A 19,384-nucleotide genomic window follows, 5' to 3' on the forward strand; every position below is an offset into this window, starting at 1 on the left:
GATAGAGCGGCTCACGAACGCCGCGTGTCCCGCCGGAAGAAGTACACCGTGCCGGCGACGAACACCGCGAGCCACACCACCGCGTTGATCAGGGCGCCGAGGTCGAAGGCATCCCCCGTCAGCGGCGCACGCGCCAGCTCGGCGATGCCGTACACGGGCGTCAGCTTGCCGACCGTCTGCAGGAAGTCGGGCATCGACGACAGCGGGTAGAACAGCCCGCCGAGGAACGACAGCAGCACCACCGCGAGGCTCGTGATCTGCGCGACGTTCTCGCCCGGCACCATGTACCCGACCATGAGTCCGAGCGTCGTGAACACCGCCCCGGCCAGGAGCCATGCGGCCAGACCCGTGACGATCCACTGCCCCGCCGACAGCTCAACCCCGACCAGGGATGCCACGACATACGTCGCGATCACGGCGATGAGTCCGAACAGCATGCCCGCCAGGAGCTTCACGATCACGTTGACGAGCGGATTCAGCGGCGTGAGGCGCAGCTGCCGCGTCCAGCCCTGCGCGCGCTCGACGGCGACGGCGGCACCCGTCTGGGTGGCCGACATCATCGCGCCGTACATCGCCATCGAGACCATGATGTACGCGGCCACCGACACTCCCCCGTCGGCCACCGGCACCTGCGTCAGGGGCTCGTCGAGCATCTGGTAGCCGATGATGAAGAACATCAGCACCGGGAACGCCACGGTGAAGAACAGCGCCCGCGGGTTGCGGAGCTTGCGGACCAGCTCGATCCGCAGATACGTGAGCGTGAAACCCCCCAGCACGGGGGCGGGACGGTCGCGGCTGATGGCGGTCATCGGGTTGCTCCGTTCGAGGCGTCGGCGGATGCCGGGGAGTCGATGGTGAGCGCGACGAACACGCTCTCGAGGTTTCGCGCGGTGATCTCGAGATCCCGCGCGGGGGTTTCCGCCAGGAGGTGGCGCGCGAGGGCGTCGGAATCGCGGGTGTGCAGCGTCACGCGCTCGCCGGCGGCCTCGACCGAATCGACGCCCGGGAGGGACGCGAGCGCCGTGATGTCGGCATCCGGGATCGTCGCCTGCACGATCCGACCCGAGACGAGGTTCTTGATCTCGGCCGTGGTGCCGTTGGCGACGATCTGGCCGCTGCGCATCAGCACGATGCGGTCGGCGTACTCGTCGGCCTCGTCGAGGTAGTGCGTTGCGAACATCACGGTGCGGCCGCGGGCGGCATCCGTCCGGATCGCGTTCCAGAACGAGCGACGGGCCTCGACGTCCATGCCGGTGGTCGGCTCATCGAGGATCAGCAGCGCCGGGTCGCTCACGAGCGCCATCGCGAAGCGCAGCCGCTGCTGCTCGCCGCCCGAGCAGAGTCCGACGCGGCGATTCGCCAGATCCCGGATGCCGGCCCGCTCCAGCGCCTCGTCGACGGGACGCTTCTCGGCGAACAGGGATGCCGTCAGCTCGACCGTCTCGCGGACCGTGAGGTCTTTCAGCAGACCCCCCGTCTGCAGGACGGCGGAGACGAGGCCGCGCGACACCGCCCCGCGCGGGGTGTACCCGAAGACGCTGATGGAGCCCGAGTCGGGGTTCGTGAGGCCGAGGATCATGTCGATCGTGGTGGTCTTGCCGGCGCCGTTCGGGCCGAGGAACGCCACGATCTCGCCGGGCTGCACCCGCAGATCGACGCCGCGGACGGCGTGGACGGAGCCGAAGCTCTTGACGACGCCCCGCGCGTCGATCGCGGCGGGGGCGGTGCTGGAGGAGGTCATGTCCTCATGCTGGCCCGGCGCCGTGCCCCGTGCCTGGGGCGGGGGTCACCTTGTGGGGGTGACGTTCGTCATGGGTGGCGCGGTTACGGCGCTTCGGTCGCGGGCCGCTGCGCGCACTGCGAAGTCGAAAGGATATCGACGACGACTCCCTCGTCGCGTGTGAGCACCGAAACGTCGACAGTGCTGTTGGAGTATCCGGGGGCAATGAAACTCGCGGCCGGATAGTTGAGTTCGAGACCTCGGTCATCGGTGCGGAAGTCGGAACCGAGCGCCGCGGGGAGCCCATCGACGAAACTCTGACCGTCGAAGCCCTCGGGAGGGAACACCGTCCACTGGCCGGTGTAGAAGACGCCTTCCCCTTCGCATCCGAAAGGCTTGTCCGAGGGATTCTTCTCGACGCGGATGCCGCTCGGGAGCTCGTCGACGACGCGCTGCATCGCCGCCTGCGCCTGGCTGCGGACCGCCTCGTAGGTCGGCAGCGGGGTCGGTGCGCAGCCGGTCAGGGTGAGCGCGGCTGCCGCAAGGAGTGCGAGCGCGGGGCGGGTGGCATCCAAAATCGTGAACTCCTCCCCCGATGGCCTCGCGACGCCCCGGAACCGGCCGCTTCGGTCGACCCGCCGAGGTCGCCGCCGCGAGTGACACAGACTATGCGGTTCGGATACTCAGCCCGCCGGGGACTGGTCGTAGTAGTCGCACGGATTCCCGGGCACGCAGACACCACCCAAGCTGATCGCATAGGTGGGTGCCGTTGCGAAGGAGATGGCCTTGACCGGTCCTCCGCTGCCGAAGACCGCGGGGACGGGGTTAGACGTGACGCGCGAGTCAATGCCCAGCGAGGTCCAGTAGTCCGCGACACGTTGAACGTCTGCAGCGGGGTCGGTCCCAAGATTCGTCGTGAAAGCGCCATGGGTGAAGGAAACGCCGTCCTGATTGTCGACCCGGCATTCCTGCGGGGCGGCGAAACCCTGTCGATCCAGGGTCCAATCGCTTCCTCCCGCGGCTTCTATCGTGCCGTTGAGGATCGTCAGGGCCTGATCGCGTGCTTCTTCCGGACTCATTGCGGCTTCCTTCGTCGAGCAGCCCGATAGGGCGAGCACGGTCGCAAGGAAGAGAGGCAGCGCACTTCTTCGCCAGATCATGTGCGAGGTCAGGCCGGCTTCGACGCGCGGAGCGTGTAGCTCAGCGGCATGACGGACGGCTGCTCGGTGAGGGCGTATTCGCCGTCGGCGCGCAGGGTCATCCGGCCGGGGAGGGCCTCCCACGGCACGCTGTCGTGCTCGATGAGCGCGTCGAGCCGCAGGCCACGGTCGAGCAGCGCCGTGACGATCTCGCCGAGGCTGCGGTTCCACTCGTACGTCCGGGTGGACTGCAGCGGAGCGGACACCTCGACGTAGGTGCTGTCGTCATCCCATTCCAGCGGGGCGGGCTGCTCGAAGTAGGGGAATGCGAGCGTGAGCCCCGGGAGCGTCTCGTTCATCGACCACAGCACCGGGTGCCCCTCGCGGATGTGCAGCGTGCCGCCGGGAGCCAGCAGATCCGCGACCACACCGGCCCATTCCGTGATCGACGGCAGCCAGCACAGCGCCCCGATCCCCGTGTAGACGAGGTCGAACTCGCCACTCGGGAGGACGTCGAGGGCGTGCGCGACGTCCGATCGGACGAAATCGACGGAATCCCCCGTCTCGGCCACGAGCCGCCGGGCTTCCGCGACCGCGTTCTCCGAGAAGTCGAGGCCCGTCACCCGGGCGCCGAGGCGCGCGAGCGACAGCGTGTCGGTGCCGATGTGACACTGCAGGTGCACGGCGCGCTTCCCCTTGAGGTCGCCGAGCAGCGGCTGGTCGAACCGCACGACGTCGCTGAGCGCGTCGCGGTCCTCCACGTAGCGCAGCACGCCGTATCCCGATCCGTCCCGGGCGGCGTGCAGGGTGGCGCGCTCGTTCCAGTTGGCGCGGTTCGCATCGAGGTACTCGGTGGTCATGGCATCCCTTCCGACGGCACAGCCTTGCGACGATACACACGTGGATGCCGGGTCGCCAGGCTGCGCCTTCGGATCGAAAGGCCGCCGTGACCGTGCGTGACGCGGGCCTGTGCCGGTGTCGGAGGGCCGGGTTAGCCTGGCGGCATGTCGGGCAGTGTGTACGTGATCCATGAGAACCCCCAGTGGCTGCCGCCATTCCAGGTGGCCTTCGAGGCGGAAGGGGTGCCGCTGGAGGAATGGCTGCTGACCGACGGGTCCATCGATCTCTCCGTCGAGCCTCCGGAGGGTGTGTTCTGGTCGCGCCTGAGCGCCTCCGCCCACACGCGCGACCACGCCGCGAGCAAGGAGTACGGCCGTGCGGTGCTGCGCTGGCTCGCCTCGTGGGGTCGCACGGTCGTGAACGGCGCCGACGTCCTCGAGCTCGAGGTCAGCAAGGTGGCGCAGCACGCCGCGCTCCGGCACGCGGGCGTCGAGGTCCCGCGCACGACGGCGGTGTTCGGTACCGCGCAGCTCGGGGCGAAGGCCGAGGAGTTCGAGGCGCCGTTCATCAGCAAGCACAATCAGGGCGGCAAGGGCCTGGGCGTGCGCCGGTGGGAGTCGCACGCCGAGTTCGCGGCGTGGGTCGACAGCGCCGACTTCGAGCCGTCGCCCGACGGCATCACGCTGCTGCAGGAGCTGCTGGTCGCTCGCGCGCCGTTCATCACGCGCGCCGAATTCGTGGGCGGCCAGTTCGTCTACGCCGTGCGGGTCGACACGAGCGCGGGCAGCTTCGAGCTGTGCCCGGCCGAAGCGTGCGCGATCCCCGGTGCCGACGGCGTGGAGCCCGAGCCGCTGTTCCGCCTCCGCGACGACGTCGACCCGGCCATCATCGACCGATACCTCGCCTTCCTCGCGGCGGAGGGGATCGGCGTCGCCGGCATCGAGTTCATCGAGACGCGCGACGGCCGGGTCGTCACCTATGACGTGAACACGAACACGAACTACAACCCCGACGTCGAGGCATCCGCTCCCCGTTCCGGTCCGCGCGAGATCGCCCGCTGGCTCGGGGCGCTGCTTCCGCACGAGGCGGTGGGTGCGCGTGGCTGAGCCCGCTGAACCCCACCGCGACTGGGACGGCTTCGGGTTCTCGACCCGCCAGGTGCACGCCGGCGAGGTGGAAGACCTCACCCACGGCTCGCGCGTGACGCCCGTGCATCTATCGGCTGCCTATCGGTTCGCGTCGTTCCAGGAGGCGACCGATCGCTTCGCCGGCGCCGACCTGGGGCACCTGTACTCGCGCAACCTCAACCCCACCAACCAGGTCGCCGAGGCACGGCTCGCGTCGCTGGAGGGCGGAACGGGCGCGCTCGTCGTCGGGTCGGGTCAGGCCGCCATCACCGCAACGTTGCTCGGACTCGCGGGCGCGGGCGAGCACATCGTGTCGACGGCCAGCATCTACAGCGGCACGCGTGTGCTCTTCGACCGCACCTTCGCGCGCCTGGGAGTGACGGTCGAGTACGTCTGGGATCCCGACGACGACGCCGAATGGGATGCCCTGATCCGGCCCGAAACGAAGGCCATCTTCACCGAGACGCTGCCGAACCCCAAGAACGACGTCGTCGACATCGCTCGCGTCGCACGGATCGCCGAGCGTCACGGTCTGCCGCTCGTCGTGGACAACACGATCGCCACGCCGTTCCTCCTGCGACCGATCGAGCACGGCGCTCACATCGTCGTGCACTCCGCGACGAAGTTCCTCTCCGGCCACGGGGCCAACCTCGCGGGAGCGGTCGTCGACGGCGGGACGTTCGACTGGGCCGGCGCCTCCCGTCCGTATCCCGGGATCACCGACACCGCGATCGCCAGACACCCCTCGTACGTCGACGCCTTCGGCCCCCGCGCGTTCGAGCTGTACCTGCGCTTCGGGATCGCCAACGACACCGGCCCCGCGCTGTCGCCGCTGAACGGCTTCCTCCTGCAGCAGGGCATGGAGACGCTCTCGGTGCGGATGGGTCAGCACGTGGCATCCGCTCGTGAGATCGCCGAGTGGCTCGACGGCCACGAGCTCGTCGAGAGCGTCGACTTCGCGGGACTCCCCTCCCACCCGCAGCACGCGCTCGCCGTGCGCGACTACGGCGGGCTCACCGGCTCGGTGTTCTCGTTCACCGTGCGCGGCGGACGCGACGGAGCGGAGCGCTTCTTCGACGCGCTGCGCCTGTTCAGCCGCATGACCAACATCGGCGACACGCGCTCGATGGCGCTGCACCCCGCGACCACGACCCACCTCGGCTTCACGCAAGAGGTGCGCGACCGCCTCGGCATCCACGACGGGCTCATCCGCCTGTCGATCGGGCTCGAGGATGCCGCCGACCTCATCGCCGACCTCGACCAGGCGCTCCGCGCGGCGGCGTAGCGCGCGGGGTTCTCGCGCGGCGGCGCCGGCGGTGTGGGCGCCAGGCGTTTCGGCGTTGAGTGTCCAAGACACGCGGATGCCGCGGCATCCGGTCCGCGTGTTCTGGACACTCAACCAACAGGCTCGGCGTCGAGCGCTGCGCCGGCGGCCGCTGTCTTCGCGGTGACCTGCGAGTGCGACGTCGAGGACGGCTGAACCCGGGCCTCCCCCGGTAGTTCCCTCCCGCTGAGTGTCCAAGACACGCGGATGCCGCGACCGCCTGTCCGCGTGTCTTGGACACTGAACTTGCGGCGCGCAGGTGTCGGACCGAACCCTCGGCGCGGTCGTCAGGCGTCGCGCAGCGCCTCGAGCCGACGCACGCGCGGGATCACGTCGGCGGCGAACCGCTGCAGCTCGGACAGGTGCGGCGAGAACTGCAGCAGCAGCGTCGAGACGCCGACGTTCGCGAACGCGACGATGCGCTCGGCCACCTGATCGGGCGTGCCGACGAGGTTCGGGCGCAGGCCGCGGTTCGAGACCGAGTACTCCTTGAGGTCGACCTGGGTGTCGAGCTTCGACTTGCTCACGAAGTCCTGGTACGAGCCGTACGCCGCTCCCCCGCGCACGTCGGTGATGCGGTCGATCTCAGCTTGAGCCTCTTCCTCGGTGTCACGGACGATGCCGTACGCCGCCATGCCGAACGCCTCGAACGGCGTTGCGCCGGCCTCGGCGCGGCGACGTCGCATGTCGGCGACCTTCGCCTCGAGCTCGTCGAGCGTGCCGCCGTGCGTCAGGTACGCGTCGGCGAAACGCGTGATCGCGGTGCGTCCGGCCTCGCTCTCACCGCCGGCGTAGAGACGCGGAATCACGCGGGGCTTCGGCTCGAGGAACGTGCCCTCGGTGCGGTAGTACTCCCCCTCGTACGCGAACGGTGTCTGCGTCCACAGGCCGCGGAGCACCTCGACCCACTCGATCGTGCGCGCGTAGCGGTCGTCGTGGGCGCTGAACAGCCCGTCGTACTGCTTCGCCTCCTCGGCCCACCACGCCGACACGACGTTCAGCGTGAAGCGTCCCCCGCTGATCTCGTCGATCGTCGCCGCCTGCTTCGCGGTGTGGAACGGGTTGTGGAACCCCGGGCGCACCGCCGCGAGCAGCTCCAGCTTCGACGTCACCGCCGCGAGTGCCGCGGTCACCGCCCACGCGTCGAGCGACGGCGCCTCGACGCCCTTGATGTCGTTGAGGTTCAGCTCCGGGATGAGCGTGAGGTCGAACCCGCCCTCCTCCGCCGCCCGCGCGATCTCCGCGATGTGAGCGAACGACACCGGCGTCTGCTCGTCGTCGACGTTACGGAGCCACCCGCCGAAGATCGGGGTCCAGTAGCCGAAACGCACGCGCTGGGGGGAGGTCATGGCATCCATCCTCACCCGGTCGAACGGCGTGTGTCGTCATGCGAGGACACGGTCCGTCACATGTCGTTGACCCTCGACGAGGGCAGTGCGACGGTAGCCGGGTTCCGATCCGCGAGGAGAACCCCATGACCGACATCGCCCCCACGCACGAGCCCCTGAAGTTCGCCTACTGGGTCCCCAACGTCAGCGGCGGGCTGGTGATCAGCTCCATCGAGCAGCGCACCGACTGGGGTCTCGACTACAACGTCGAGCTCGCGCGCACGGCAGAGCGCGTCGGGTTCGAGTACGCGCTCAGCCAGGTGCGGTACGCCTCGAGCTACGGCGCCGCGCAGCAGCACGAATCCACGTCGATCAGCCTCGCGCTGCTGCTGGCCACCGAGAAGCTCAAGGTCATCTCGGCCATCCACCCCGGGATCTGGCATCCGGCGGTCCTGGCGAAGTTCATCAACACCGCCGACCAGTTCTCGCACGGCCGTGCCGCCGTGAACGTCGTCAGCGGCTGGTTCAAGGACGAGTACACCGACCTCGGACTCGAGTGGCTCGAACACGACGAGCGCTACGAGCGCGCGGCGGAGTTCATCCAGATCCTGCGCGGTCTGTGGACACAGGAGAAGTTCTCGTTCCACGGGAAGTACTACGACATCACCGACTTCACGCTCCGCCCGTTCCCGTACGAGGTGCCGGGACGCGCGCACCCCGACATCTTCCAGGGCGGCAACTCCACGGCGGCACGGTTCAACGGCGGCGCCTACGCCGATTGGTACTTCTCCAACGGCAAGGACTTCGACGGCTTCACCGAGCAGTACGACGACGTGACCCGTATCGCGGCCGAACACGGCCGCCGCACGCGCTTCGGTCTCAACGGCTTCGTCATCCAGCGCGACAGCCGAGCCGAGGCGGAGCAGCAGCTGCGCGAGATCATCGCGCACGCCGACGGCGGCGCCGTTGAGGGCTTCCGCAAGAGCGTGCAGGAGGCCGGCAACGCCACCGCCGACAAGAAGGGCATGTGGGCCGACTCGACGTTCGACGACCTCGTGCAGTACAACGACGGCTTCCGTACGCAGCTCTTCGGGGATGCCGAGCAGATCGCCACACGGATCATCGAGTACAAGAAGCGCGGCGTCGACCTGTTCCTCCTCGGGTTCCTCCACTTCCAGGAGGAACTCGAGCGATTCGGCGAGACCGTGATCCCGATCGTGCGCGAACTCGAGGCCGACCTCGCCCGCACCAGCGACCCGATCGGCGTCGCGCGGGGCTGACGCTCCCCGTTGAGTGTCCAAGACACGCGGATGCCGACGGCCTCGGTCCGCGTGTCTTGGACACCGAACGCCCGTGGTACCGCCGCAGCCCGCTGAGCGGCGCTCCAACCCCGAGTGTCCAGGACACGCCGTATCGGGCCCCCGCCATGCGGCGTGTCTTGGACACTCGACCGATTCGGCGCCCGTCAGACCGGCCTGGAGCCCCTCCGCCCGGGAACCCCACTGAGTGTCCAAGACACGCGGATGCCGCCGGGCTCGGTCCGCGTGTCTTGGACACCGAACGCCCGTAATGCCGCCCCAGCCCGCTGAGCGGCGCCGCCGACCCCCGAGTGTCCACGACACGCCGTATCGACCCCGCGTCATGCGGCGTGTCTTGGACACTCGACCGGGCGTGCGACACCACCGACAACATCTATGCCCCGTCGAGCATGTGTTGCGCGGCGGCGGTCTGCGCACGGAGCGCCTCCGCCAGTGCCGCAACGGCGGGGATTCGCAGCGAATCCGGGCGCACGATCATCCAGTACGGGAGGCGTTCCGCGACGACCGTGGGCAAGAGACGGACCAGATCCGGATGCCGATCGGCGGCGAAGCACGGAAGCATGCCGATTCCGGCACCTACGCGTGTCGCCTCGACGTGGACGAAGACGTTGGTCGACGTCACCCCGTCGCGCATGCGCGGCACCAGCCGCCGCGGGAGGTCGAGCGCCTCCACCTGCAGCATCGAGTCGACGAAATACACCAAGCGGTGCTGCTCGAGCTCGGCGAGGTCGCGGGGCGTGCCCTCGCGCTCGAGGTACTCCCGCGAGGCGTACATTCCGAGCGTGTAGGTGCCGAGGCGCGTCGCGGTGCCGCGGGAGGTCTGCGGCTCCCCCACCACGACCTCGAGGTCCAGACCGGGCCGGTGGAGCGCCGCACGACGTTGCGTCGCCACGATTTCGACGGACAGCTCCGGATGCCGCTGCCGTAACGCCGCGATCGCGGGAGCCGCGACGTAGGCGCTGAAGCCGTCCGTCGCCGACATGCGGACGACGCCCGAGACGGGGTCCGGCTCCTCTTCCCCGCCGGACAGCCGCGACATCGCGGCCTCGATGCGCCCCGCGGTCTCGACGGCGTGCTTGCCGAGGGTCGTCAGTTCCCAGCCGCGGCCCGACGCGGCGACGACCCGTCCGCCGAGCGCATCCTGCAGGGCGGCGATGCGCCGCGCGACGGTGGTGTGATCGACGCCGCGCACCTGCGCGGCCGCGGTGTAACGGCCGGTGCGCGCCACCGCGAGCAGCATCAGGAGATCGTCGGCGCGGACGTTCGTGGCATCCATGTGTGCAATTCTGCACACCCGACCCGCACGTCTGGGCATTGCCGCAAAATCAACCGCACCGCAGACTCATCACCGGATGTCACCGTCGACACCGAAGGAGCAGCATGGAATCCCCCGCCGCCGCGCAACGCAGCGCCTCCCCTGAAATCTCGACCAGCAAGATCCGCCGCGTCGTCGCCGCCTCGATGGCCGGCACCGTCGTCGAGTGGTACGAGTTCTTCCTCTACGCCACGGCCGCAAGCCTGGTGTTCGGCACGTTCTTCTTCCCGTCGTCGGGCTCGCCGCTCGACGGGATCATCGCCGCCTTCGTCACGTACGCCGTCGGCTTCGTCGCCCGCCCCCTGGGCGGCATCGTCTTCGGTCAGATCGGCGACCGGTTCGGCCGCAAGCCGACGCTGCAGGCGACGATCATCATCGTCGGCGCCGCGACGTTCCTGATGGGATGCCTCCCCGGCTTCGCCTCCGTCGGGTACTGGGCGCCCGCGATGCTCGTGGCCCTGCGCTTCATCCAGGGCTTCGCGGTCGGCGGTGAGTGGGGCGGCGCCGTCCTGCTCGTCGCGGAGCAGAGCCCGAACCGCTCGCGCGCGTTCTGGGCGAGCTGGCCGCAGGCGGCGGTCCCGGTCGGCAACCTGCTGGCCACGACCGTGCTGCTGGTGATGTCGTTCATCCTCGCCCCCGCCGCGTTCCTCGACTGGGGCTGGCGCGTCGCCTTCTGGCTGTCGGCCGTGATCGTGCTGGTCGGGTTCTACATCCGCACCCACGTCGAGGAGGCGCCGATCTTCCTCGAGGCCAAGAAGCAGGTCGAGCAGGAGAAGGCGACCTCGTTCGGTGTCGTCGAGGTGCTGCGCCGGTACCCGAAGGGCGTCGTGCAGGCCATGGGCATCCGCTTCGCGGAGAACATCGTCTACTACATCGTCGTGAGCTTCTCGATCGTGTACCTGAAGTTCGTGCACTCGTACGACACGAGCCAGCTCCTCCTCGCGCTGCTGATCGCGCACGTCATCCATTTCGCCGTGATCCCCCCACTCGGCCGCCTCGCCGATCGCATCGGCCGCAAGCCCGTGTACCTCGCCGGCGCGATCCTCAGCGCGACCTGGGCGTTCTTCGCCTTCCCGATGTTCGACACGCTCAACCCCGTCGTCATCGTCGCCGCCGTGGCGCTCGGCCTGGTGTTCCACGCCGGCATGTACGCGCCGCAGCCGGCGGTCATGGCCGAGCTGTTCCCGACGCGCATGCGCTACTCGGGCGTCTCCCTCGGTGCGCAGGTGACCGCGATCCTCGCCGGGTCGCTCGCCCCGATCCTCGCGACGCAGTGGCTGCGCGACTTCGGGTCGTGGCTGCCGGTGGCGATCTACATCGTGGTCGCCTGCGTGGTCACGTCGGTCGCCGTACTGTCGCTGAAGGAGACGCGCGGAATCTCGCTCCGCGACATCGACGCCGCCGACGCCGCGCGGGGGAAGTAGGAATCATGACCATCGACCTCAGCGGACGCCGCGCCCTCGTCACCGGCGGTGCCAGCGGCATCGGTGCCGCGATCGCGCGGGCGTTCGCGGAGGCCGGAGCCACCGTGACGGTCGCCGATCTCAACGCCGAGGGCGCTCAGGCTCTCGCCGACGAGATCGGCGGCCGCGCCTGGGCGGTCGACCTCTCGGACACGGCGGCACTGGCCGACCTCAGCCTCGACGTCGACATCCTCGTCAACAACGCCGGCATCCAGCACGTGAGTCCGATCGAGGAGTTCGCTCCCGAGCGCTTCTCGTTCATGCTCCGGCTGATGCTCGAGGCGCCGTTCCTCCTCATCCGCGCGGCTCTCCCCGGGATGTACGAGCGGGGGTTCGGACGGGTGCTCAACGTCTCGAGCGTGCACGGTATACGCGCATCGGCATACAAGTCGGCGTACGTCACCGCGAAGCACGGACTGGAGGGCCTTTCCAAGACCACGGCGCTCGAGGGCGGCCCCCGCGGGGTCACCAGCGTCTGCATCGACCCCGGGTACGTGAGGTCGCCACTCGTCGAGAAGCAGATCGCGGACCAGGCGCGGGCGCACGGCATCCCGGAGTCCGAGGTGCTCGAGACCGTGCTGCTGAAGGATGCCGCCATCAAGCGGCTCGTCGAGCCGTCGGAGGTGGCGTCGCTCGCCCTGTGGCTCGCGGGCCCGGATGCCGCGATGGTCACCGGCACGAGCTACGTGATGGACGGCGGCTGGTCGGCGCACTGACCGGCGGCCCGCGGCCCCCACCGCAGCAGCCCTGCCGCCGACCCCACACCGCCGCCGGGAGCGCTCCCGCCCGGAACATCTCCGCCGCCGAATCACGCAAACCGGAAGATATCCGAGGTTTCGTTATCGTAAAAAGACGGTCCAATAGTTGGTGTGTGGCCTGCTGACGACCAAGATGTCCGAAGGACTGCGGCATCTGTCGCGATCGACACTTCACAGCAGAGGTAACTCAATGGCACTGCACACCAGTGGTCGAGGCCGTCTCGGTCTCGCACTCGGCGCCCTCGGCGCTTCGGCCCTCGTCCTGGCGGGCTGCTCCGCCGGCGGCGGCGACAACGGCTCCGACAGCGGCTCCACCGACCCGCTCGTGGTCGGCACCACCGACAAGATCAGCTCGATCGACCCGGCCGGCTCGTACGACAACGGCTCGTTCGCCGTGATGAACCAGGTCTACCCCTTCCTCCTCAACAGCCAGTACGGCACGTCGGACGTCACCCCCGACATCGCCGAGTCGGCCGAGTTCACCTCGCCGACCGAGTACACGGTCAAGCTGAAGTCGGGCCTGAAGTTCGCCAACGGCCACGACCTCACGTCGTCCGACGTGAAGTTCTCGTTCGACCGCCAGGTCACCATCGCCGACCCCAACGGCCCGTCGTCGCTGCTCGGCAACCTCGACAGCGTCGCGACGCCCGACGACACCACCGTCGTCTTCACGCTCAAGAACGGCAACGACCAGGTCTGGCCGCAGATCCTGTCGAGCCCCGCAGCGCCGATCGTCGACGAAGAGGTCTTCTCGGCCGACGCCGTGACGCCCGATGACACCATCGTCGAGGGCAAGGCCTTCGCGGGTCAGTACACGATCGAGTCGTACAAGCTGAACGAACTCATCTCCTACGCGCCGTACGCCGACTACCAGGGCTCGCTGCCCAAGCCCGAGAACGGCGGAATCTCGGCGAAGTACTACGCCGACGCCTCGAACCTCAAGCTCGACGTGCAGTCGGGTGCGATCGACGTCGCGTTCCGCAGCCTCAGCGCGACCGACATCGCCGACCTGTCGTCCAACGACGCGGTGAAGGTCGTCGACGGCCCCGGCGGCGAGATCCGCTACATCGTCTTCAACTTCGACACGATGCCGTTCGGCGCCACGACGCCCGAGGCCGACGCGGCCAAGTCGCTCGCGGTGCGCCAGGCCGCGGCCGACCTGATCGACCGTCAGGCCATCGCGACCGACGTGTACAAGGACACCTACTCGCCGCTCTACTCCTACGTTCCGCAGGGTCTCGCCGGCGCCAACGAGGCGCTGAAGGGTCTCTACGGCGACGGCAGCGGCAACCCGGACGCGGCGAAGGCCAAGGCGACCCTCGAGGCCGCCGGCGTCCAGACGCCCGTCACGCTGAACCTGCAGTACAACGGCGACCACTACGGCCCCTCGTCGGGTGACGAGTACGCCGCCGTCAAGGCGCAGCTCGAGAAGGACGGCCTGTTCACCGTCAACCTCGCGCAGACGGAGTGGGTGCAGTACACCAAGGACCGCGTCGCCGACGTGTACCCCGCCTACCAGCTCGGCTGGTTCCCGGACTACTCGGATGCCGACAACTACCTGACCCCGTTCTTCTCGGCGGACAACTTCGTGGGCAACCACTACGACAACGCCGAGGTCCAGCAGCTGCTCACCGACCAGGCGACGCAGACCGACAAGACGACGCGCGAGCAGGAGATCGGCGACATCCAGGACAAGGTGGCGGCCGACCTGTCGACGCTGCCGCTGCTCCAGGGCAAGCAGGTCGCGATCGTCGGCGCGAGCGTGGAGGGTGCCGTCCTCGACGGATCCTTCAAGTTCCGCTACGCCCCGCTGCACAAGTAATCGACGGGCGGGTGCCCGGTCCCTCTCGGGGCCGGGCACCCGCCGCGTTCCTCCCCGTTAGGTACTCATGGCCACCGCCGTCGACGCCCCCGTCATCGCCGCGCCCGTCGCCCCCAAGGGCGGCGGTCTGTGGCGCTACATCCTCGTCCGCCTCCTGCTGATCATCCCGACGGTCTTCATCCTCGTGACCGTCGTCTTCCTGCTGATGCGGGTCACCGGAGACCCGATCACCGCCGCCCTCGGCGGACGCCTCCCCCCGGAGCAGTTGGCCGAGCGCATCGCCGCGGCCGGATACGACCGCCCCCTCTTCATCCAGTACCTCGAGTACATCGGCGGCATCCTGCGCGGCGACTTCGGCACCACGCTGACCGACAACCGTCCGGTCCTCGGCATCCTGCTGCAGTACGGCTCGGCCACCCTCGAGCTGGCGATCTACGCGCTGATCGTGGCCCTGCTGATCGGCATCCCGTTCGGCCTGCTCGCCGCCTACCGTCGCGACCGCTGGCCCGACGCGGTGCTGCGCATCGGCGCGATCCTCGGCTACGCCACCCCGATCTTCTTCGTCGGCCTCCTGCTCAAGCTCGTGTTCTCGGTCTGGCTGAGCGTGCTGCCGGTCGCCGGCCGCGCGAGCACCCGCACGGAGTTGAAGCTCCAGGGACTCGACAACCCCAGCGGCATCTATCTCCTGGATGCCATCCGCCTCGGCGACGGAGCCGCGGTGGGCGACGTGCTGACTCACGCGATCCTGCCGGGTCTGGCGCTCGGCATCCTGACCGCGGGCATCTTCCTGCGGCTCGTCCGCACCAACGTCATCGGCACGCTCGGCGCGCAGTACGTCACCTCGGCGCGGTCGCGCGGCGTGGGGGAGTACCGCCTCGTCACGAAGCACGCGTACCGGCCCGCGCTGATCCCGATCATCACGGTCATCGGCCTGCAGATCGCGCTGCTGCTCTCGGGCGCGGTGCTCACCGAGACCACGTTCGAGTGGAAGGGCCTCGGCTTCATGCTCAGCGAGTACCTGAAGGCGCGCGACTTCGTCGCCGTCCAGGGCATCGTCGTCATGATCGCCGTGCTCGTGGCCTTCACGAACTTCCTCGTCGACGTCATCGCGGCGATCATCGACCCGCGAGTGAGGTACTGACATGACGGATGCCACGACCCCCGCGGTCCTGACCGCACGCAAGGTCCCGCTGCGCGACCGCCTGCCGGTCATCTCGCACCTGCGCCGCAGCGTCGGCCTGCAGCGCACCATGCTCGTGATCGGCCTGATCATCACCACCGTGTTCGTGCTGACGGCGGCGCTCGCGCCGATCCTCGCGCCCTACGGCTTCTCGCAGCAGGAGGCGGGTGGGACGAAGTTCGGCACGCAGCAAGCGCCGAGCGCGACGAACCTGCTCGGCACCACGGTCGGCGGGTACGACGTGCTTTCCCGTGTGATCTGGGGGGCGCAGACGGCGCTGCTGGTGATCCTGTGCGCGATCGCGTTCTCGATCTTCCTCGGCATCTTCCTGGGCCTGGTCAGCGGGTACTTCGGCGGCTGGATCGACCGCGTCCTGGTCGTGCTGTGTGACGCGATCTACGCGTTCCCGTCGCTGCTGCTGGCCATCGTCATGTCGATCGCGATCACGAAGGGGCAGTCGACCCTGTGGGGCGGCATCCTCGCCACCGCGATCTCGATCACCGTGGTGTTCGTGCCGCAGTACTTCCGCGTGATCCGCGCCGAGGTCGTGCGCGTGAAGGCGGAGCCGTTCGTCGAGTCGGCGCGCGTGATCGGCGTGCCGACGGCGCGCATCCTGCTGCGTCACGTGCTGCGCAACTCCACGCGCTCGCTGCCGGTCGTCGTGACACTCAACGCCTCGGAGGCGCTCCTCACCCTCGCGGGCCTCGGCTTCCTCGGCTTCGGCATCGAGGCCACGGCCGCCGCCGAGTGGGGGTACGACCTCAACCGCTCGGTCAGCGACGTCACCAGCGGCATCTGGTGGACGGCGATCCCGCCGGGCGTGGCCATCGTGCTCGCGGTGCTCGGCATCACGCTCGTTGGCGAGAGCCTCAACGACCTCAGCGACCCGCGGCTGCGCACACGCCGCCGGGCCAGACGCGCCCCCGCGCCCGTCACCGCGGTCGACCCCGCCCCGGCTCCGACCTCGGCGACCGCCGCTCCCGCCGGGCCCCCGGCATCCACTTCTCCCGAGGGGAGCGCCTCATGACCGGCACCACCGCGCCCGTCGCCCGCATCGACGACCTGCGGGTCACCTTCGCCACCGACGGCGCGCCCGTCGCGGCCATCAACGGCATCTCGCTCGAGGCGCACGCCGGCGAAGTGCTCGCGATCGTCGGCGAGTCCGGGTCGGGCAAGACCGTCACGGCCAACACCCTGTTGGGACTCCTGCCTGAGACGGCGACGCTGTCGGGCGCCGTGATCGTCCGCGGACGCGACGGCGACGAGACCGACATCGTCCACGCGACCCACGCGCAGCTGCGCGCGATGCGCGGACACGACGCGGCCATGGTGTTCCAGGAGCCGTCGACCGCGCTGAACCCCGTCTACACGGTGGGCTGGCAGATCGCGGAGGGCCTGCGCGCCCACGGCAAGCTCTCGAAGAGCGAGGCGAAGACGCAGGCCGTCGACATCCTGCGCCGGGTCGGCATCCCCGACCCCGAGAAGCGGGTCGACGACTACCCGCACCAGTTCTCGGGCGGCCAGAAGCAGCGCGTCGTGATCGCCATGGCGCTCGTGCTCAACGCGGGCCTCATCATCGCCGACGAGCCGACCACGGCCCTCGACGTCACCGTGCAGGCCGAGATCCTCGATCTGCTCCGCACCTGCCGCGACGAGTTCGGCGCGACCATCGTGCTCATCACCCACAACATGGGCGTGGTCGCCGACCTCGCTGACCGCGTCGTCGTGATGTACCGCGGCGACATCGTCGAGCAGGCACCCGTGCGCGAGCTGTTCGCCGCTCCGCAGCAGCAGTACACGCGCGAGCTGCTCGCCGCTGTGCCGCACGTGGGTCGGGGCAAGAGCGCGCAGCAGTCGCTCTCCGCTCCCGCGCCGACCGCGCCGCCCGCGGGCAGCCTCGTCGTCGCCGAGAAGGTCGAGATCGGGTACCCGGGACGCTTCGGCACGACGGGCGTCATCGCCGTGAAGGGCGTCGACTTCTGGATCGGCCCCGGCGAGGTGCTCGGCCTCGTGGGCGAATCGGGCTCGGGCAAGACCACGATCGGCCGCGCGATGGTGGGCCTCACCTCCGTCGTCGGCGGGTCGCTGAAGGTGCTCGGCACCGAGATGCGCGGGGCGAAGCCCCGCACCCTCGCCAAGACCCGCCCCGACATCGGCTTCGTCTTCCAGGACCCGGCGACGAGCTTCAACCCGCTCCTCACGATCGCGGAGTGCATCGCCGAGCCGCTCCTCGTGCACGGGCGCGCGTCCGGCGCCCGCGCGGCGCGTGCGCGCGTCGACGAGCTCCTGGATGCCGTGCAGCTCCCGACCGCGTTCGGCGACCGGTATCCGCACGAGCTGTCGGGCGGCCAGCGTCAGCGCGCGTCGCTGGCCCGGGCGCTCGCGCTCGACCCGAAGCTGCTCATCGCGGACGAGCCCACCTCCGCGCTCGACGTGTCGGTGCAGGCGCGCGTGCTGCAGCTCTTCGCGCAACTGCAGAAGGAGTTCGGGTTCGCGTGCCTCTTCATCAGCCATGACCTCGCGGTCGTGGACGAGGTGGCCGACCGCGTCGTGGTGCTCCGCCAGGGCGTGATCCGCGAGCAGGGCACGACGGTGCAGGTGCTCACGGAACCCCGCGACGACTACACGAAGCGGCTGCTGGCCTCCCTTCCGGTGCCCGACCCGGTCGCGCAGGAGCAGCGCCGCGAGCTGTGGCGGTCGACGCGCGGCTGACGCGCCGCGCGCGACGCGCCGCGCGGGACGCGCCGCGCGCGCATTCGCGTGAGTCGCCAACATTTGTCGCCTGCCGAGCCGCGGAGGCGACAAATTCTGGCGACTCACGCGGCGCACCGGGCTAGCGCAGGAACGTGTCGGAGATGACGGTGAACAGCCACCAGCCGATCGCCAGCACGGCGATCACGCCCCCGACCCACGAGAAGCCGCGGCGCAGCCGGCGTCCCTCGCGCGCGACGCCGACGGGCGGGGGAGTCAGCAGCGGAATCCCGGATGCCACGGGTGCAGGGGCCGCGGGCAGCCGTTCGTCGCGCCACCGCGCCCACTGGCCGAGCTTCTCGTCGATGGCATCCACTGTGCCGAAAATCCACTGCCACACCGCCGGGTCGAGGGTCGACAGCTCGCGCCGCGCGTAGAGGAAGAGGCGGTCGTCGACGATCTCGACGTCGAGGGCGGCGGCGTTGTCGATGAACCGCGCCATGACGTCGGGGGTGAAGAGGTACAGCGCGTCGCGCTCGTACCCGGTCGGGCAGTACAGCGCGAAGTGCTGGTCGAAGTCGCCCTCGAGACTCAGGCGCTGGTCGCGCGAGAACGTCGTCGGGAGGTTCGACACCCCGAACAGGCCGTTGTTGCCCACGGCATCCAGGACGATGTGGGGGAGCGGGGTGTCCAGCCGCAGCATCACGTACGCCCATCGGTGCGTCTGCTCGTTCTTGCCCGACCCGGTCTTGTACGTGTAGTTGCCGACCTCGACCCAGCGCGGGCGCGGACCGTGGATGACGTCGGTGGCTTCGCGGGAGTGGCCCTCGCTGAAGATCATGCCGGGCAGGTCGGGCTTCGGCACGGTGGGGAACCACGTCAGCCCGTTGGCTTCGGCGAAGTGCGCGAGCCGGTAGCGGCGGGTCGCACGGCCGCGGAAGAGCACGACCAGCGCGTACGCGATCAGCACGATCACCGCGACGAAGAACAGCAGGAAGGCGATGCCGATCGGATTCGGGCGCCCCTCATCCGCGAACAGTCCGAAGCTGACGACCGCGGCCATGAGCGACGCCGCGACGAGCAGGATGCCACCCACGACGACGATCCCGACCGTGGTGACCACCACGCTCGTGAGCTTCCCCTCGCGGCGCAGCTGCGCGGTGAACGCCCGCACCTCCGCGCGGGAGACCGATTGCGTCAGGGCAGAGGTGTCCCGCGTCGAGCCGCTCATGGCCCCACGCTACCGAGAGCGGCGGGGAACCTCGATTCCCGCTGCGGGGTGGCATCCGTTAGACTACGAAGGTTGTCTGGCGACGCCCATGCGCGTGTAAGCCCGAGACGACGTGCACCACACCCTC

The 19,384-nt window shown here is 69.5% G+C and carries 17 protein-coding genes; 9 read left to right on the forward strand and 8 right to left on the reverse strand.

The window, feature by feature from the left end; translation table 11 throughout:
• Positions 1-11 precede the first annotated feature (11 nt).
• The 5 genes from CSIV_RS09230 to CSIV_RS09250 form a co-directional block, all read right to left on the reverse strand.
• Positions 12-809 carry an ABC transporter permease gene (locus CSIV_RS09230; RefSeq protein WP_077051084.1) on the reverse strand — a complete coding sequence of 266 codons (798 nt, stop codon included), beginning with the start codon at positions 807-809 and terminating at the stop codon, positions 12-14.
• Complete coding sequence (locus tag CSIV_RS09235; protein ID WP_077051085.1) at positions 806-1,741, reverse strand: ABC transporter ATP-binding protein; 936 nt, start codon at positions 1,739-1,741, stop codon at positions 806-808. The genes CSIV_RS09230 and CSIV_RS09235 overlap by 4 nt, the downstream gene beginning before the upstream one ends.
• A gap of 83 nt (positions 1,742-1,824) precedes the next feature.
• Positions 1,825-2,295 (reverse strand): hypothetical protein, encoded by a 471-nt coding sequence (locus CSIV_RS09240; RefSeq protein WP_077051086.1) that lies wholly within the window; start codon positions 2,293-2,295, stop codon positions 1,825-1,827.
• A 108-nt stretch (positions 2,296-2,403) separates the two neighbouring features.
• Positions 2,404-2,799, reverse strand: a complete 396-nt coding sequence (locus tag CSIV_RS09245) for a hypothetical protein (protein WP_077051087.1) — start codon at positions 2,797-2,799, stop codon at positions 2,404-2,406.
• A gap of 89 nt (positions 2,800-2,888) precedes the next feature.
• Positions 2,889-3,719, reverse strand: a complete 831-nt coding sequence (locus CSIV_RS09250; RefSeq protein WP_077051088.1) for a class I SAM-dependent methyltransferase — start codon at positions 3,717-3,719, stop codon at positions 2,889-2,891.
• A 144-nt stretch (positions 3,720-3,863) separates the two neighbouring features.
• On the opposite strand from CSIV_RS09250, the gene CSIV_RS09255 reads away from it, so the two are divergent.
• Together CSIV_RS09255 and CSIV_RS09260 are read left to right on the forward strand one after the other, a co-directional pair.
• Positions 3,864-4,805: an ATP-grasp domain-containing protein gene (locus CSIV_RS09255; protein ID WP_077051089.1), complete on the forward strand. Its 942-nt coding sequence runs from the start codon at positions 3,864-3,866 to the stop codon at positions 4,803-4,805.
• Positions 4,798-6,111, forward strand: coding sequence for an O-acetylhomoserine aminocarboxypropyltransferase/cysteine synthase family protein (locus CSIV_RS09260; protein WP_077051392.1), 1,314 nt, complete (start codon positions 4,798-4,800; stop codon positions 6,109-6,111). The genes CSIV_RS09255 and CSIV_RS09260 overlap by 8 nt, the downstream gene beginning before the upstream one ends.
• Positions 6,112-6,437: 326 nt before the next feature.
• Here the strand turns inward: CSIV_RS09260 and CSIV_RS09265 are convergent, their stop codons facing one another.
• Positions 6,438-7,499, reverse strand: coding sequence for an LLM class flavin-dependent oxidoreductase (locus CSIV_RS09265; RefSeq protein WP_202401104.1), 1,062 nt, complete (start codon positions 7,497-7,499; stop codon positions 6,438-6,440).
• A gap of 125 nt (positions 7,500-7,624) precedes the next feature.
• On the opposite strand from CSIV_RS09265, the gene sfnG reads away from it, so the two are divergent.
• Positions 7,625-8,758 (forward strand): dimethylsulfone monooxygenase SfnG, encoded by a 1,134-nt coding sequence (gene sfnG / locus CSIV_RS09270; protein ID WP_077051090.1) that lies wholly within the window; start codon positions 7,625-7,627, stop codon positions 8,756-8,758.
• 412 nt (positions 8,759-9,170) lie between these two features.
• On the opposite strand, the gene CSIV_RS09275 is transcribed toward sfnG, so the two are convergent.
• Positions 9,171-10,073 carry a LysR family transcriptional regulator gene (locus CSIV_RS09275; protein WP_077051091.1) on the reverse strand — a complete coding sequence of 301 codons (903 nt, stop codon included), beginning with the start codon at positions 10,071-10,073 and terminating at the stop codon, positions 9,171-9,173.
• Between the two features lie 104 nt (positions 10,074-10,177).
• Between CSIV_RS09275 and CSIV_RS09280 the strand changes: the two genes are divergently transcribed.
• The 6 genes from CSIV_RS09280 to CSIV_RS09305 all read left to right on the forward strand — a co-directional run bounded on the left by CSIV_RS09280 (position 10,178) and on the right by CSIV_RS09305 (position 18,047).
• A complete protein-coding gene (locus CSIV_RS09280) occupies positions 10,178-11,536 on the forward strand; it encodes an MFS transporter (protein ID WP_077051092.1) in 1,359 nt (452 codons plus the stop codon).
• Between the two features lie 5 nt (positions 11,537-11,541).
• A complete protein-coding gene (locus CSIV_RS09285; RefSeq protein ID WP_077051093.1) occupies positions 11,542-12,291 on the forward strand; it encodes a 3-hydroxybutyrate dehydrogenase in 750 nt (249 codons plus the stop codon).
• A gap of 232 nt (positions 12,292-12,523) precedes the next feature.
• Positions 12,524-14,155 (forward strand): ABC transporter substrate-binding protein, encoded by a 1,632-nt coding sequence (locus CSIV_RS09290; protein WP_077051094.1) that lies wholly within the window; start codon positions 12,524-12,526, stop codon positions 14,153-14,155.
• Between the two features lie 67 nt (positions 14,156-14,222).
• Entirely contained in the window at positions 14,223-15,296 is a 1,074-nt protein-coding gene (locus tag CSIV_RS09295) for an ABC transporter permease (RefSeq protein ID WP_077051095.1), read from the forward strand.
• Position 15,297: 1 nt separating this feature from the next.
• Positions 15,298-16,362, forward strand: a complete 1,065-nt coding sequence (locus tag CSIV_RS09300; protein ID WP_077051096.1) for an ABC transporter permease — start codon at positions 15,298-15,300, stop codon at positions 16,360-16,362.
• Complete coding sequence (locus tag CSIV_RS09305; protein WP_077051097.1) at positions 16,359-18,047, forward strand: dipeptide ABC transporter ATP-binding protein; 1,689 nt, start codon at positions 16,359-16,361, stop codon at positions 18,045-18,047. Before CSIV_RS09300 ends, CSIV_RS09305 begins: the two co-directional genes overlap by 4 nt.
• 121 nt (positions 18,048-18,168) lie before the next feature.
• Here CSIV_RS09305 and CSIV_RS09310 read toward each other — a convergent pair whose 3' ends face one another.
• Positions 18,169-19,257, reverse strand: a complete 1,089-nt coding sequence (locus tag CSIV_RS09310; RefSeq protein WP_077051098.1) for a hypothetical protein — start codon at positions 19,255-19,257, stop codon at positions 18,169-18,171.
• Between the last annotated feature and the right edge of the window lie 127 nt (positions 19,258-19,384).

Origin of the sequence: Microbacterium sp. CSI-V (assembly GCF_001984105.1) — a bacterium.
Classification (GTDB): Bacteria; Actinomycetota; Actinomycetes; order Actinomycetales; family Microbacteriaceae; genus Microbacterium.

What these genes read in the sequence shown, in the direction of transcription:
- CSIV_RS09310 (WP_077051098.1), bottom strand. Translation starts at nt 19,257, where the DNA reads ATGAGCGGCTCGACGCGGGACACCTCTGCCCTGACGCAATCGGTCTCC.
- CSIV_RS09235 (WP_077051085.1), bottom strand. Translation starts at nt 1,741, where the DNA reads ATGACCTCCTCCAGCACCGCCCCCGCCGCGATCGACGCGCGGGGCGTC.
- CSIV_RS09285 (WP_077051093.1), top strand. Translation starts at nt 11,542, where the DNA reads ATGACCATCGACCTCAGCGGACGCCGCGCCCTCGTCACCGGCGGTGCC.
- CSIV_RS09305 (WP_077051097.1), top strand. Translation starts at nt 16,359, where the DNA reads ATGACCGGCACCACCGCGCCCGTCGCCCGCATCGACGACCTGCGGGTC.
- CSIV_RS09230 (WP_077051084.1), bottom strand. Translation starts at nt 809, where the DNA reads ATGACCGCCATCAGCCGCGACCGTCCCGCCCCCGTGCTGGGGGGTTTC.
- CSIV_RS09250 (WP_077051088.1), bottom strand. Translation starts at nt 3,719, where the DNA reads ATGACCACCGAGTACCTCGATGCGAACCGCGCCAACTGGAACGAGCGC.
- CSIV_RS09245 (WP_077051087.1), bottom strand. Translation starts at nt 2,799, where the DNA reads ATGAGTCCGGAAGAAGCACGCGATCAGGCCCTGACGATCCTCAACGGC.
- sfnG (WP_077051090.1), top strand. Translation starts at nt 7,625, where the DNA reads ATGACCGACATCGCCCCCACGCACGAGCCCCTGAAGTTCGCCTACTGG.
- CSIV_RS09290 (WP_077051094.1), top strand. Translation starts at nt 12,524, where the DNA reads ATGGCACTGCACACCAGTGGTCGAGGCCGTCTCGGTCTCGCACTCGGC.
- CSIV_RS09300 (WP_077051096.1), top strand. Translation starts at nt 15,298, where the DNA reads ATGACGGATGCCACGACCCCCGCGGTCCTGACCGCACGCAAGGTCCCG.
- CSIV_RS09275 (WP_077051091.1), bottom strand. Translation starts at nt 10,073, where the DNA reads ATGGATGCCACGAACGTCCGCGCCGACGATCTCCTGATGCTGCTCGCG.
- CSIV_RS09255 (WP_077051089.1), top strand. Translation starts at nt 3,864, where the DNA reads ATGTCGGGCAGTGTGTACGTGATCCATGAGAACCCCCAGTGGCTGCCG.
- CSIV_RS09265 (WP_202401104.1), bottom strand. Translation starts at nt 7,499, where the DNA reads ATGACCTCCCCCCAGCGCGTGCGTTTCGGCTACTGGACCCCGATCTTC.
- CSIV_RS09280 (WP_077051092.1), top strand. Translation starts at nt 10,178, where the DNA reads ATGGAATCCCCCGCCGCCGCGCAACGCAGCGCCTCCCCTGAAATCTCG.
- CSIV_RS09295 (WP_077051095.1), top strand. Translation starts at nt 14,223, where the DNA reads ATGGCCACCGCCGTCGACGCCCCCGTCATCGCCGCGCCCGTCGCCCCC.